A 12,974-nucleotide genomic window follows, 5' to 3' on the forward strand; every position below is an offset into this window, starting at 1 on the left:
ATCGGGCGAACTCCGTTCGACTACGAAGCTGCCTAGTATCTGATGCTCTTGGCCTGCGCCGACACGCCAGCTAACAATGAGCCGGTCACCGGATGCAGCGGCGCCTTCCCGCCGCTTCGTCCACCTCCTGGCACTAACCAAAGCGGAGTGCCCCGTGCCCCCAAGGTGACCGCTCCCCCTGTCCGGGAGCGGTCGGACGCCGAAGGCAAGCACACGCCAACCCGATTGAGGTCGAACTCTCCCATGTCTCTCTCCCCCCGTATGCGTGTCTCGGCTGCCATCGTGGCTGCGACTGCCGGTCTCACCACCCTCGGCGGTTTCGCGACGGCCAACGCCGCCGCCCCGGTCGCCGCTGTGCACCAGGCTGTGAAGACCACCGCTGTCGCCCCCGCCGCAGTCAAGGCCGCTCCGGCGAGCGCGGTGACCAAGACGAGCAGTGCCCAGACCGCCGCCGACGCCGCCGCGCACCTCGCCTACCTGAACCAGCAGGCCGCGATCGCCGCCCAGCAGGCGTACTACGCCGCGGTCGGCCGTACCGGCTCCACCGCCAGCTCGGCCTACACCCCGGCCGCCTCCGCCCCGGCCGCCAGCAGCTCGACCCAGTCCAACAGCGCCGCGTCCTCCGCCGCGCAGGACGCCTACAACTCGGCGACCGCGAGCAACAGCGCCAGCGACAACGCGAGCAGCAGCAACTCCGCCCAGCTGAACAGCGACGCGTCCTCGGCCGCGCAGAACGCCTACAACTCGGCGACCGCCAACAGCGGCAGCAGCTCCTCCTCCACCGCGAGCACCGGCTCCACCGCGTCCAGCTCCGCTGTCGCCTCGGCCGCCGCCTCCGGCTCTCCGCAGGCGATCGCCGCCGCGATCGTCCCGGCCGACCAGCTGGCCTCCTTCGACGAGATCATCTCGCACGAGAGCGGCTGGAACGTCACCGCCGTCAACCCGTCCTCCGGCGCCTACGGCCTGCCCCAGGCCCTGCCCGGCGACAAGATGGCCTCGGTCGGCGCCGACTGGCAGACCGACGCCACCACCCAGATCACCTGGGCCCTGCAGTACATGGACTCCACCTACGGCAGCCCGAACCAGGCCTGGGCCTTCTGGCAGGCCAACAACTGGTACTGAGCCACCCGAACCACCCCTGCGGCGCCCAGGCACCGGACAGGGGTCCTGCGGCGAGCACCCCCAGGGGCCCGGCACACATCGTGTGCCGGGCCCCTGCTCGTTGCCCCGCTGCCACTCCCACCCTCGGCAGTCGGTCCTGATGGTGCGTCAACTCGGTTACCGCGCGGGCCGACTGGCGTCAGCTGGCCGCGGTCCCGGCGCGGCGGCGGCGCATCATCCACACCGCACTGGCGCTGGCGCCCGCGAGCAGCAGCGCACCGGCCGCGGTCTCCATCGGGTCACTGGTGAGGACGGACCCACCGACACCGGTGGCCACCGCGCCGGTCGGCGTCGCCGAGGTGGCGGTGGTCGAGGTGCCGGTGGAGGTGCTGGTGGAAGTACTGGTGGAAGTGCTGGCGGCGGAGATGGTCAACGGCGTGGTGCCGGACTCGGTCCCGCAGGTGAAGGTGACGTTCTGGGTGCCCGGCGTGGCACTGGCGCTGACCGTGGTGGTACCGGTCTGCGAGGTGCTGTTGCCGGAGAGGGTAACCGTGTTGAACACAGAGGCCGCCGCCGTAGCGGTGGAGGAGCAGCCGGTCGCCGCGAAGGCCACCGTACCGCCGGGCGCCACGGTCGTCGGGAAGACGCTGAACCCGAACGAAGTGACGTTACTGCTGGTCCCGCCCTGGGCGAAGGCAGCGGGGGTGGAGAGACCCACGACCGCGGCCGCCGCGACGAGAGGCACGGCTATCGAGGTACGTCGCATGGAGGAAATCCCTTCCATCGGTTCCGGCGGAACATCGCGTGTCCGATCGGACACTGAAAGCGATGTTTCGCCCTTGTTGGTGACGCTAAGCCGAGCCGGGGGCGACGGCGAGCCGGGAGCCCCCCAGCGGCCCCGCTGTTGCTCCGAACGGGAACCGGCCCAGTCCCCGGCAGGCCCCGTGGCGAGCGGCCCGGTCGGTTGCGGGCCCGGTCGGGGCCGGGCCCGGGCCCGTGGCGGGCAAGGCGAAGGGCCACCGCGGTTCCGGCCGCGATGGCCCTTCACGTCCTCGTCCGGTGTGGTCAGGTGGCTGCCGACTGCAGGGCACGTCGATAGATCGACAGGCACAGCTGGCACTGCTGCTCCTGCTGGGCGAGGCCCTGCTGAAGCGGGGGAACGGCCACCCCCGTGTAGAGCGAACGGCCGCAGAGCATGTCGGAACCGGCGTCCTTGGCGATGTGCCACAGGTAGACGGGCTGGGTGGTGCCCGCGAGCGAATTGGTGATCTCAGGTCGCATCTGGTGCATGTTGGTCCTCTGTCCCAGGGGCCTCGCCACTTGCCGGCGATGGTCCGGTCAGGATGCAGGAAGGTCTCAATTCTTATACGAATGGCACGTGTTGAGCGCGGCAGCGCCCGGGCCGCTACCGCCGAACGGGGGACAGCAGGCGGCGGCGGGCAGGTCCAGCTGCCCGACCGCGTAGTCCCTGGGCCGCTGCCGGACGCCGCTCGGCAGCGGACGGCCGGTCAGGTCCAGGTGCAGCGCCCGCACCACGTCCACCCCGTCCACGGTCTCGAACAGCCGGAACCCGGCGCCGGTCCGGGGGTTGAAGTCGACCAGCTTGTACCGGCCGTCGCGCGGGTCGAGCCGCCAGTCCAGGTCCGCCGCGCCCCGGTAGCCCAGGCGGCGGCAGAACCCGGCGGCCTGCTCCGCCAGGTCCGGGTTGTCCAGCGCCCGTACCCGGGTGGCCGCCCCCGCGCCGGGCGGCCAGCAGCGGACCTTGACGCCGGTGAACGCCAGCGGGGGCGCGCCGTCGGCCGGGCAGTAGAGCTCGGTGATCCAGTCCCCGGCCGGTCCGGCCGGAAGGTACTCCTGGACCAGTACCGAGGGCGCCGGGCCCGGCGGACAGGCGGCGCGCAGTTCGCGCTCGTCCCGGACCAGGGTGGTGCGGCCGACCACCGGCGCGCGCAGCCGGGTCCACGCCGCCAGGTTCTTCAGCACCAGCGGATAGCCCCACTCCCGCCCGGTCGCCAGCAGCGCGGCGTGGTCGGCCGGACGAAGCGGCGGGCGGTGTAGCGGGAGAGCGCGGCCGGGGTGAACCGGTCCTCGACCATGGCGTGCACGGTGACGCCGCGCCGTCCCAGGGTGCGCAGCACGCCGACGCCGCCGGGGTGCTGCGGATAGCCGCCGATCTATCTGTTCGAACACCCACGGGATGTTGCGGGCCTCGTCGCGGGCCGGGACGACCAGGCTGACGGTCCGTCGGTCGGACGCCGAAGCGTCGACTGAGCTCAACTGGCGAATGTACTTCCGCGTTAGTGACCAATGCGGTGCCAGGGCCCCATCATTGCTGGGATCGTCACCCACAGTCAAGACAATTCGGTGACTTTTCTCATATAAGCCGCAGATTGCCCGATCTGAGTGACCGATCGTCGCTATCGGTGCTCCGCCGCCCCGGCGATCCGGCGGGAGATCTCCCCCGGCCGGGCCGGGCGGCCGAAGTGCCACCCCTGTGCCCAGTCGCACCCCATCTGCCGCAGCCGCTCCGCGTGCTCCGGCGTCTCCACCTCCTCGGCGGTCACCGTGAGCCCGAGGGTGTGCGCCAGCGAGACCACCGCGCCGACGATCCGCCAACCGAGCGACTCGTCCCGGCTCGGGTCGTGCAGGTCGGCGACGAAGGAGCCGGCGATCTTCAGTCCGGACACCGGCAGGTCCCGCAGGTAGGCGAGGTTGGACCAGCCGGTACCGAAGTCGTCCACGGCCAGCGAGACGCCCATGTCCACCAGCGAGTGCAGCACCTGCATCGACTCGTCGTCCCGGCCGACCACCGCGCTCTCGGTGATCTCCAGCTGGAGCAGCCCCGGGTCGAGGCCGGTGGACCGCAGGATCCGCTGGACGTCCGACACCAGCCCGGCGTTGCGGGTCTGCCGCACCGCCAGGTTGACGTTGACCTGCGGCGCGAACCGGCCGAAGCGGCGCGACCACTCGGCCGCCTGGCCGCAGGCCTGCTCCAGCACCCAGCGGCCGAGCGGCATGATCAGCCCGGTCTCCTCGGCGGTGGCCACGAACTCGTCCGGTCCGAGCACCCCCAACTGCGGGTGCCGCCAGCGCACCAGGGCCTCCACCGCCACCAGCGAACCGTCGGCCAGCGCGCACAGCGGCTGGTAGTCGACGAAGAACTCGCCCCGGTCCAGGGCCACCGGCATCCGCACCGACACGGCGTAGCGGCTGACCTCGCGGGCGTTGTGCCTGGGGTCGTACAGCGTCCACCGGCCGCGCCCCTGCTCCTTCGCCCGGTACAGGGTGAGGTCCGCCGCCCGGACCGCCGCCATCGGCGTGGTGGTGGCCACCGTCCGCTCCAGCACCCCGACGCTGGCCCCGACCGACAGCCGGTGGTCGCCGACGGTCACCGGCCGGGACAGGGCGCCGAGCACGGTCTTGGCGACGGCCACCGCCTCCTGCTCGCCGCTGGTGTCGGCCAGCAGCACCACGAACTCGTCACCGCCGAGCCGGGCCACCAGATGGCCCATCGGGGTGAGCGCGGCCGACAGCCGCCCGGCCACGGCGGTCAGCAGCTGGTCCCCGGTCTCGTGGCCCAGACTGTCGTTGATGATCTTGAACCCGTCCAGGTCGACGTAGCAGAGCGCGAACCTGGCGTCCGGATCCGGCGCGGCGAAGACCTCCTCCAGCCGCTCGAAGAAGGCCGCCCGGTTCGGCAGCCCGGTCAGCGGGTCGTGCGTGGCCTGGTGCCGCAGCCGTTCCTGCAGCCGGTAGCGGTCGGTGATGTCCTCCAGCATCGCCACCTGGTACTGCGGAGTGCCGTCGGCGTCCCTGATCAGCGAGACGGTCAGGTGCGTCCAGACCACCCCGCCGTCGCGCCGGTAGTACGGCTTGTCGAACTGGAAGTAGTCCCGCTTGCCGCTGATCAGCTCCCCGTACGCCTCCCAGACCCCGGGCGTGTCCTCCGGGTGCACCAGGTCGTCCACCCGCTGCCCCTCCAGGTCCTCCGGGCGCGCGCCGAAGAGCTCCATCAGCGCCGGGTTCACCTCCAGGATGGTGCCCTCGACGTCGCCGATGCCGATGCCGATCGCCGCGCTCTCGAACAGCGCCCGGAACCGCGCCTCGGATGCCTGTAGCGCCCGCTCGGCGTCCCGGCGGGCGGTGTCCGCCGCCAGCCGGATCGACTCCTGCTCGCGCAGCGTCCGCTCGCGCAGCGCCACCGCCCAGCCCGCCGCGAAGGCCCCGGCCAGCGCCGGTCCCCGGTCGTCGCTCAGCGGCCGCTCCTGGAGCAGCTCCACCACCCGGGCCAGCAGCGCCGGGTCGGTGTAGTGGGCGTGCACCAGCATCGCCCCGGCCTCGGCCGCCGGGGCGGTGTCGAACGGCTCCTCGGTCCGGGCCCGGTTCAGCAGCGAGGTGGTGCGGCTGACCAGCCGCCGCCGGGTGCCCGGGGTCAGTGTGCCGCCGTGCCCGGAGTGCAGCAGCTCGCCCCAGGCGTCCCGGAACCGGGCCGCCGGGTCCTCCTCCTCCCGCGCGTCCTCACGCCTGCCGCCCATCGGCGGTGAGGCGTTCACGTCCGGCGCCCCACCCCTGCCATACCGGTCATCCGCTCCGGGTGCGGACCGACCGAGCCGGGGGTCTCCGGGTTCCACTCGGAGAGGTACACCACCCCGGGCTCGACCAGCTCGAAGCCGTCGAAGAAGCCGGTGATCTGCTCCCGGTTGCGCATGGTGAGCGGGGTCGGCGTGCGCCGGTACAGGTCCTGGTGCGGACCGGCCTGGTCCGGTCGGCCCTCCAGCGAGGCGTGCGAGAGCACCAGGTAGCTGCCCGGCGGCAGCGCGTCCCGCAACTGGCCGACCACGCGCTCCGGCTGCTCCTCGTCGCTGATGAAGTGCAGCATCGCCACCAGCAGCACCGCGACCGGCTCACCGGGGCGCAGCAGTTCCTCCGCCGCGGGCTGGGCCAGCAGCGCCGCCGGGTCGCGCAGGTCCGCCTCGACCACCTCGCTCAGCGGGTCGTCGGCCAGCAGCAGCCGGCTGTGCGCCACCGCCACCGGATCCCGGTCCACGTAGACCACCCGGGCCCGGGGTTCCACCTCGCGGGCGATCTCGTGCACCGCGCCGAAGGTCGGGATGCCGGAGCCGATGTCCAGGAACCGGGTGACGCCCTGCTCGGCGATGTACTGGACGGCGCGGCGCAGGAAGGCCCGGTTGGCCCGCATGATCAGCGGAAGTTCCGGCCACAGCTCGATGGCCTTGCGGGCCATCCGCCGGTCCGCCTCGAAGTTGTGCGAACCGCCGAGGTAGTAGTCGTAGACCCGGGCGGCGTTCGGCGTCTCGGGATCCGTTCCGGCAGGCACCCATGTCGGTCGCGTCATGCCGCACCCTTTCGCCGGACAGAGATGGGAAAACGGACAACAGACACCAAAAGCGTCCGCCCGATCCCCTCCCGGCGCAACCGCTTCCGCCCGGATCAGCGGGGGTCCTCCCGCTCCGACGGGACCGGCACGGCGGACTCCTCCGGTTCCTCCTGGCGACCGCGCTCCAGGCCGAACAGCGCCACCACCGCCGCCACCGCCATGATCCCGGCCATCGCGTAGAAGACCGCGCGGGTGGCGTAGGCGAAGTCGAGCCGGATGAAGTCCGGGATGTCCGCGGTGCCGCCGGTGCCGCCCTGCGACTGCGAGATGCCGGAGGCCTCCGCCGAGGCCTGCCCGGCGGGCATGCCCCGGGCGATCAGCGAGGCGGTCACCCGGGAGCGGAACTGCGACACCAGCACCGTCCCGAGGATCGCCAGGCCCAGGCTGGCCGCGTAGTTCCGCACCGTCTGGGTGATCCCGGTGGCCTCGCCGTACGACAGCCGGGACGCCCGGCTCACCGCGTCGGTGCTGGCCGGGCTGAGCATGAAGCCCATGCCCGCCCCGGCCAGCACCACGTACCAGATCTGGGAGTTGAAGTTCAGCTGGGTGACCTTGCCCGCCCACAGCGCGAAGCCGACGGCGCACAGGGCGCAGCCGAGGGTCACCGGGCGCTTGGCGCCGCCCCGGTCCAGCATCCGGCCGCCGAGCTGCGAGGCGACCACGAAGCCGAGGAAGAAGTAGAGCAGGTAGAGCCCCGCCTGCGAGGCCGTCTTCCCGAGCGCGATCTGCGCGTACTCGCTGGCGAAGAAGAACACCGGGATGAACACCAGCATGGCGATGCCCAGCACCAGGTTCTCCACCGCGAACGCCCGGATCCGGAAGATGTCCACCTTGATCAGCGGCGACGCGGTCCGCCGCTCGACCAGCACGAAGGCCACCAGCAGCAGCAGTCCGGCGGCGATGCACAGACCGATCCCGGGGTTGCGCCAGCCCCAGATCTGCGACTGCTGGAAGCCGAACACGCTCAGCCCTACCCCGGACGCGATCAGGGCCAGCCCCCGGTAGTCCATCGGGGCGGGCCGGTGCTCGGTCACCGGCTTGGCCAGCGCGATCAGCACCAGCGCGACCACCGCCACCGGGATGTTCACCCAGAAGATGGCCCGCCAGGTCCACTGGGTGAGGTATCCGCCGAGGATCGGGCCGATCGCGGTCAGGCCCCCGGCGATGCCGAAGAACACCGCCAGCGCCCGGCCGCGCTCGCGCAGCGCGAAGGTCTGCACCACGATCCCCAGCGCCGCCGGGAACATGATCGCCCCGCCAGCCCCCTGGACCACCCGGAACAGCACGATCCAGGCCTCGGCCAGGCTCCCCTTGGGCGTCAGCCCGCACATCGCCGACGCCCCGGCGAAGACCAGCACCCCGAGCACCACCATCTTCCGGTGCCCGACGGTGTCGGCCAGCCGCCCGCCGAAGGCGAACAGCGCCGCCAGCGCCATCAGGTAGGCGTTCACCGCCCACTGCACCCCGGTCGCGCTCAGCCCCAGCTCCCGCTGGATCTCCGGCACCGCGATGGAGACGATGGTCTGGTCGATGAAGGTCATCGCGACCGCGAAGATCATCGCAGCGAGCACGAGATTCCTCGGTCGGCCCCCGGACCCTGCGCTGACGCTCATGTCCACTCCTCGGCTGCTCCGTCGGCCGCTGCCGGCCCGCTGCCCGACTGCGCGTGTCCCGGCGTGCCGGTGTGTCCCCGGTCACAGTCACGCTCTCCCACACTCGGTCAAGCAGCGCGTCCCTGCCACCCACCGGACCAGGTTGGCGGCACCCCACCGCCGGATCGGGGCCCCGAATCCACCGAAGCCGGGGCACATCGGCATGATGGGTTCATGACGATCTCGACTGGCTCCGCCTCCGATCCCACCAGCGCGAGGGACCGCAGCGCCCTCGAACAGATCCTCGGATGCCCCGTGTCAGGGGAATGGCCGACCGGCGCGGCGCCGGCCGGCAGCAGGGTGCGGGTGGTCCACGACACCGAGTGGGAGGGGCCCTGGCGGAACGAGTTCCTGGGCACCGTGGACGACCTGGTCGCCCCCGCCCCGGTCGACCACCCGCAGGCCCACGACGGGGAGTTGGCCTACTGGGTGCGCTTCGACGAGTCGCAGTACGACTGCGCGGGCGACGGCCCGTACCTCAAGGCCCTGATCTGGGCCCGGTACCTGCGCTTCGATCCCGGGCGGTAGCCCCCGTCCCGGCCCTCCCGCCGGTCACCGGGCGAGCGAGATCTCACCGTCGCTGACGGTGATGGCCTGCGCGGCCAGGGCGGTGGGGGCCGGGCCGCGCGCCACCGAGCCGTCGGCGACGCGGTACTGGCTGCCGTGGCAGGGACAGGTGATCAGGCCGTCGGCGACACTGCCGACGATGCAGCCCTGGTGGGTGCAGACGGCGGTGAAGCACTTGAACTCGCCCGGGGTCGGCTGGGTGACCACGACCTTCTGCGCCTTGAACACCAGGCCGCCGCCGACCGGGACGGCACTGGTCGCGGTGAGCCCCTGCGGCGCGGCGGCGCTCCCGCTCGCGCCGCCGCCGGGCTCCGCCGTGGTGCCGGTGCCCCCGGCGCTGCTCCCGGCGCTGCTCCCGGCGCCGCTGCCGGAGCCGCTGCCGCCTCCGGCTCCGCAGGCGGTGAGCAGCGCGGCGGCGGCGACCACCCCGGTCCCCGCGAGGACGGTACGCCGGGCCGGGGCCTGCTCGTGCGGCTGGTCGATCTGCATCGGGTGCTCCTGCTGGTCGGGGACTGCCGTCGCCGACTCCTACGCGCCGCCCGCCGCCCCGGTTCAACCGATCCCGCGCGCCCGTCGCGCCGCGTCAACCCACCCCCGCGGCGCCCAGTTCCGCGTCCGCCGCGACCAACAGCAGCTCCAGCGCGTCCGGGTAGGCACTCAGGTTCATCCGCTCCACCAGCAGCTCCGCGCTGGCCGCGATATGAGGGTGCGTCACCTGCGGGAGCCGGGCGTAGGTCGCCTGCCAGACCTCCTCGTCGACCCGCTGGGCCGGCACCGGCATCGCGATCGAGGCCGCGTCGAGGGCGGCGAAGGCGAGGCTCTGGTCGATGAAGACGTGGTAGATCCGGACAGCGGCGCGGTCGGTGAAGCCCGCCGTGCGCAGCGTCGCCAGGATCGCCTCGTCGGCGGCCACCTCGTGCGGACGCCCGCTCACCCGGTTGGCGGTCAGCACGGCCGCCTGCGGATGGGCGAGGTAGGCGGCGTGGATCCGCAGCCCGAGGTCGCGCAGGTCGGCCCGCCAGTCGCCGCCGGGCCGCCAGTGCTCCATCGCCCGGCTCATCAGCTCGTCCGCGATCGCCAGGACCAGGTCGTCCATGCCGTTGAAGTACCGGTAGACCGCGCTGGCGTCGGCCCCGAGACCCAGACCGAGCCGTCGCGCGGTGAGCCCCTCGGCGCCGTGCTCGCCGAGCATCCGCAGCGCGGTCTCCACGATCAGCTCATGGCTGAGCACCTGGCCCTGCTTCGTCCGCCGCCGCCGCTGCCGGGCTTCCCCCGGCACCACTGTCTTCGCCATGGTGCCCAGCCTACGGGCTTATGCCAACGCCATTGACGTTTGTCCGGCCCCGGCGTTTGATCGTTTGAGGGCGCGAAACCGCCCCAGCCCTCGGAAATGAACGGATGTCGTCATGCGCGTACTGCTTGTGGGAGCCGGCGGCGTGGGAACCGCGATCACCCGGATCGCCGCCCGCCGGTCCTTCTTCGACCACCTGGTGGTCGCCGACTACGACCTCTCCCGGGCCGAGGCGGCCGTGGCGGCCCTGGTCGAGCGCGATCCGCAGGAGAGCCGCTTCAGCGCCGCCCGGATCGATGCCTCCGACCAGGACGCGGTCGCCGCGCTGCTGACCGCCGAGCGCTGCGACGTGCTGATGAACGCGACCGACCCGCGCTTCGTGCTGCCGCTGTTCGAGGCCGCGCTCGCGGCGGACGCGCACTACCTGGACATGGCCATGTCCCTGTCGCATCCGCACCCGGAGCAGCCGTACCGGCTGTGCGGGGTCAAGCTCGGCGACGGGCAGTTCGAGCGGGCCGACGCGTGGGAGAAGTCCGGGCGGCTGGCCCTGGTCGGCATGGGCGTGGAGCCCGGCCTGTCGGACGTCTTCGCCCGCTACGCGGCGGACGAGCTGTTCGACGAGATCGAGGAGATCGGCATCCGCGACGGCGCCAACCTGACCGTCGAGGGCTACGACTTCGCGCCGTCGTTCAGCATCTGGACCACCATCGAGGAGTGCCTGAACCCGCCGGTGGTCTACGAGGCCGACCGGGGCTGGTTCACCACCGCGCCGTTCAGCGAGCCGGAGGTGTTCGACTTCCCCGAGGGCATCGGGCCGGTGGAGTGCGTCAACGTGGAGCACGAGGAGGTGCTGCTGGTGCCGCGCTGGGTGGACGCCAAGCGGGTCACCTTCAAGTACGGGCTCGGCGACGACTTCATCGAGAAGCTGAAGACCCTGCACACCCTGGGACTGGACCGGACCACCCCGCTGACCGTGCCCAGCGCGGGCGGGCCGGTCCAGGTCTCGCCGAGGGACGTGGTGGCGGCGGCGCTGCCCGACCCGGCCGGGCTGGGCGACCGGATGCACGGCAAGACCTGCGCGGGCACCTGGGTCAAGGGCGTCAAGGACGGCGACCCGCGCGAGGTGTACCTCTACCACGTGGTGGACAACCAGTGGTCGATGCGGGAGTACGGCTCGCAGGCGGTGGTCTGGCAGACCGCGATCAACCCGGTGATCGCGCTGGAGCTGCTGGCCACCGGTGTCTGGTCCGGTGCGGGCGTGCTCGGTCCGGAGGCGCTGCCGCCGAAGCCCTTCCTTGACCTGCTCGTCGCCTACGGCTCGCCCTGGGGCCAGCGCGAGCAGTAACCACGAACGAGAGCACTGCTCGCGCCCGCAAGCGATCACCGCTCACGGGCGAGAGCAGTGCTCTCGATGATGGCTGGTGCCCTCTGGCTGTCCTCGTGACTCCCCTGAGGTTGCCCCGAGGCTCAGCCCAGCTTCCGGGCCAGACCGCCGTGCATGTGCACATGCGCGTCCGGGGTCGCCGCGGCCTCGGCGTCCGGGTGCCACCGGTGCACCAGGCACACGCCGGGCTCGACCAGCTCCAGCCCCCGGAACAGCAGCTCCACCTCGGACCGGTCACGGATCCGCTCCGGGATGCCGCGCGCCGCGTAGGCGGCGATGCCCTTGGTGACCTCCTCCGGCGCGCTGTCGGCGGTGACCGTCGACAGCGCCAGGAAGCTGCCCGGAGCCAGCTCCGACATCAGCCCGTCGATGATCGCGTGCGCCGCGTCCTCGTCGGTCACGAACTGCAGCACCGCGATCAGGCTCAGCGCGACCGGCTGCTCCAGGTCGAGCGTGGCCCGCAGCGCGGGCGCGTCGAGGATCGCCCGGGCGTCGTGCAGGTCGGCGTCGATGTAGGTGGTCCGCCCCTCCGGCGTACTGGTCAGCAGCGCCCGGGCGTGCACCAGCACCATGGGGTCGTTGTCCACGTAGGCGACGCGCGCGGTCGGGTCCACCGCCTGCGCCACCTCGTGCAGGTTCGGCGAGGTCGGCAGGCCGGTCCCGATGTCCAGGAACTGGCGGATGCCCTCCTTCGCCGCGAGGTGGTGGGTCATCCGGCGCATGAAGCTGCGGTTGGCCCGCATCGAGTTCGGCAGATTGGGCCAGACGGCGGCGATCTCGGCGGACGCCTCACGGTCGGCCGGGAAGTTGTCCTTGCCGCCGAGCAGATAGTCGTAAATGCGCGCCGAGTGCGGCACGTCCGTCCGCAGTTCCACCGACGGCTTGTCGTTCTCGTTCGGCTTCATCCAGTCCAACCCGTCAGCCACGGTGCCACGCCCTTGCCACTCGAACGCCAATCCAGTGATTCCCCGCACACTTTAACCCCCAGAACAGAGCTGATCCCCCGTCATCCACGCCGCTCCGGCGCCGATCACCACTGGTAATCACCCGACCACGCGCCCGTACCGTCCGCGCGTCCACCCGGCCCGAATACCCCGGGCATTCGGGGCGCACTCATTCACATTCACGTACCTGTACGAATCATCAGCCCCCGATCGCCCGGTTTCCGGCTCACTGACGGGCCTGGTCCAGCCGCCGCCACCGCAGCGCCCGGCAGTCGGTGGCCGTGCTCGGATCGCGGTCGACCGTCCTGGCACGAATCACGTCCGCGGGCGCGGCACGGTCGACACGTCCGGCGGAAACCCCTATTCGAGGCCCTCGCCCGGCACCGGACCGACCGCTCCGGTCACCGCCCGCGCTCCCGCGCCGCATTCAACTCGCCCATCCGCGACCATAGTTCATCCGCACGACTGGCCGGATGCGACCGCGCGCACGGGACCTGCCACGCGCAACCGCCCCCGGGCGGACCCGCATCGCGTACCGCTATCCCAGTGCCATGTATCCCAGTGCCATGACCCGCCCCACCCGACCACTCCCCCTGTCGTACGCCAACTCCCCCACCGTGGGGGCTTATCCATCGAC

13 protein-coding genes are annotated in these 12,974 nt (G+C 72.0%); 3 read left to right on the plus strand and 10 right to left on the minus strand.

What is annotated here, in order from left to right; genetic code table 11:
• Nucleotides 1-282 precede the first annotated feature (282 nt).
• Nucleotides 283-1,122, plus strand: coding sequence for a lytic transglycosylase domain-containing protein (locus GXP74_RS23665; RefSeq protein WP_182453253.1), 840 nt, complete (start codon nucleotides 283-285; stop codon nucleotides 1,120-1,122).
• Between the two features lie 178 nt (nucleotides 1,123-1,300).
• Here the strand turns inward: GXP74_RS23665 and GXP74_RS23670 are convergent, their stop codons facing one another.
• The 7 genes from GXP74_RS23670 to GXP74_RS23700 form a co-directional block, all read right to left on the minus strand.
• A complete protein-coding gene (locus tag GXP74_RS23670) occupies nucleotides 1,301-1,867 on the minus strand; it encodes a hypothetical protein (RefSeq protein WP_182453254.1) in 567 nt (188 codons plus the stop codon).
• A gap of 299 nt (nucleotides 1,868-2,166) precedes the next feature.
• Nucleotides 2,167-2,382 carry a hypothetical protein gene (locus GXP74_RS23675; RefSeq protein ID WP_182453255.1) on the minus strand — a complete coding sequence of 72 codons (216 nt, stop codon included), beginning with the start codon at nucleotides 2,380-2,382 and terminating at the stop codon, nucleotides 2,167-2,169.
• A 75-nt stretch (nucleotides 2,383-2,457) separates the two neighbouring features.
• On the minus strand, nucleotides 2,458-3,084 hold the full coding sequence (locus tag GXP74_RS23680; RefSeq protein ID WP_182453256.1) for a hypothetical protein: 627 nt from the start codon (nucleotides 3,082-3,084) through the stop codon (nucleotides 2,458-2,460).
• A complete protein-coding gene (locus GXP74_RS23685) occupies nucleotides 3,078-3,239 on the minus strand; it encodes a hypothetical protein (protein ID WP_182453257.1) in 162 nt (53 codons plus the stop codon). Before GXP74_RS23685 ends, GXP74_RS23680 begins: the two co-directional genes overlap by 7 nt.
• 279 nt (nucleotides 3,240-3,518) lie before the next feature.
• Nucleotides 3,519-5,654, minus strand: coding sequence for a bifunctional diguanylate cyclase/phosphodiesterase (locus GXP74_RS23690; RefSeq protein WP_225448137.1), 2,136 nt, complete (start codon nucleotides 5,652-5,654; stop codon nucleotides 3,519-3,521).
• On the minus strand, nucleotides 5,651-6,457 hold the full coding sequence (locus GXP74_RS23695) for an SAM-dependent methyltransferase (RefSeq protein WP_182453258.1): 807 nt from the start codon (nucleotides 6,455-6,457) through the stop codon (nucleotides 5,651-5,653). Before GXP74_RS23695 ends, GXP74_RS23690 begins: the two co-directional genes overlap by 4 nt.
• A 95-nt stretch (nucleotides 6,458-6,552) precedes the next feature.
• On the minus strand, nucleotides 6,553-8,112 hold the full coding sequence (locus GXP74_RS23700) for an MFS transporter (RefSeq protein WP_182453259.1): 1,560 nt from the start codon (nucleotides 8,110-8,112) through the stop codon (nucleotides 6,553-6,555).
• Between the two features lie 213 nt (nucleotides 8,113-8,325).
• Between GXP74_RS23700 and GXP74_RS23705 the strand changes: the two genes are divergently transcribed.
• Nucleotides 8,326-8,679, plus strand: a complete 354-nt coding sequence (locus GXP74_RS23705; RefSeq protein ID WP_182453260.1) for a ferrous iron transport protein A — start codon at nucleotides 8,326-8,328, stop codon at nucleotides 8,677-8,679.
• Nucleotides 8,680-8,703: 24 nt separating this feature from the next.
• On the opposite strand, the gene GXP74_RS23710 is transcribed toward GXP74_RS23705, so the two are convergent.
• Both GXP74_RS23710 and GXP74_RS23715 read right to left on the minus strand, forming a co-directional pair.
• Nucleotides 8,704-9,207, minus strand: coding sequence for a Rieske (2Fe-2S) protein (locus GXP74_RS23710; protein ID WP_182453261.1), 504 nt, complete (start codon nucleotides 9,205-9,207; stop codon nucleotides 8,704-8,706).
• Nucleotides 9,208-9,301: 94 nt separating this feature from the next.
• Nucleotides 9,302-10,012, minus strand: coding sequence for a TetR family transcriptional regulator (locus GXP74_RS23715; protein ID WP_182453262.1), 711 nt, complete (start codon nucleotides 10,010-10,012; stop codon nucleotides 9,302-9,304).
• A 112-nt stretch (nucleotides 10,013-10,124) separates the two neighbouring features.
• Here GXP74_RS23715 and GXP74_RS23720 point away from each other — a divergent pair, with 112 nt between their 5' ends.
• The gene (locus tag GXP74_RS23720) at nucleotides 10,125-11,354 is read left to right on the plus strand and encodes a saccharopine dehydrogenase family protein (protein WP_182453263.1); all 1,230 of its coding nucleotides are present in this window, start codon (nucleotides 10,125-10,127) and stop codon (nucleotides 11,352-11,354) included.
• 122 nt (nucleotides 11,355-11,476) lie between these two features.
• Here GXP74_RS23720 and GXP74_RS23725 read toward each other — a convergent pair whose 3' ends face one another.
• Nucleotides 11,477-12,298 carry an SAM-dependent methyltransferase gene (locus GXP74_RS23725; RefSeq protein WP_182453264.1) on the minus strand — a complete coding sequence of 274 codons (822 nt, stop codon included), beginning with the start codon at nucleotides 12,296-12,298 and terminating at the stop codon, nucleotides 11,477-11,479.
• Nucleotides 12,299-12,974 lie beyond the last annotated feature (676 nt).

The sequence above is a fragment of the Streptacidiphilus sp. P02-A3a genome (assembly GCF_014084105.1).
Classification (GTDB): Bacteria; Actinomycetota; Actinomycetes; order Streptomycetales; family Streptomycetaceae; genus Streptacidiphilus.

Coding starts and splice junctions, on each gene's coding strand:
- GXP74_RS23670 (WP_182453254.1), bottom strand. CDS start 1,867: ATGCGACGTACCTCGATAGCCGTGCCTCTCGTCGCGGCGGCCGCGGTC.
- GXP74_RS23675 (WP_182453255.1), bottom strand. CDS start 2,382: ATGCGACCTGAGATCACCAATTCGCTCGCGGGCACCACCCAGCCCGTC.
- GXP74_RS23695 (WP_182453258.1), bottom strand. CDS start 6,457: ATGACGCGACCGACATGGGTGCCTGCCGGAACGGATCCCGAGACGCCG.
- GXP74_RS23700 (WP_182453259.1), bottom strand. CDS start 8,112: ATGAGCGTCAGCGCAGGGTCCGGGGGCCGACCGAGGAATCTCGTGCTC.
- GXP74_RS23705 (WP_182453260.1), top strand. CDS start 8,326: ATGACGATCTCGACTGGCTCCGCCTCCGATCCCACCAGCGCGAGGGAC.
- GXP74_RS23710 (WP_182453261.1), bottom strand. CDS start 9,207: ATGCAGATCGACCAGCCGCACGAGCAGGCCCCGGCCCGGCGTACCGTC.
- GXP74_RS23715 (WP_182453262.1), bottom strand. CDS start 10,012: ATGGCGAAGACAGTGGTGCCGGGGGAAGCCCGGCAGCGGCGGCGGCGG.
- GXP74_RS23720 (WP_182453263.1), top strand. CDS start 10,125: ATGCGCGTACTGCTTGTGGGAGCCGGCGGCGTGGGAACCGCGATCACC.
- GXP74_RS23725 (WP_182453264.1), bottom strand. CDS start 12,298: ATGAAGCCGAACGAGAACGACAAGCCGTCGGTGGAACTGCGGACGGAC.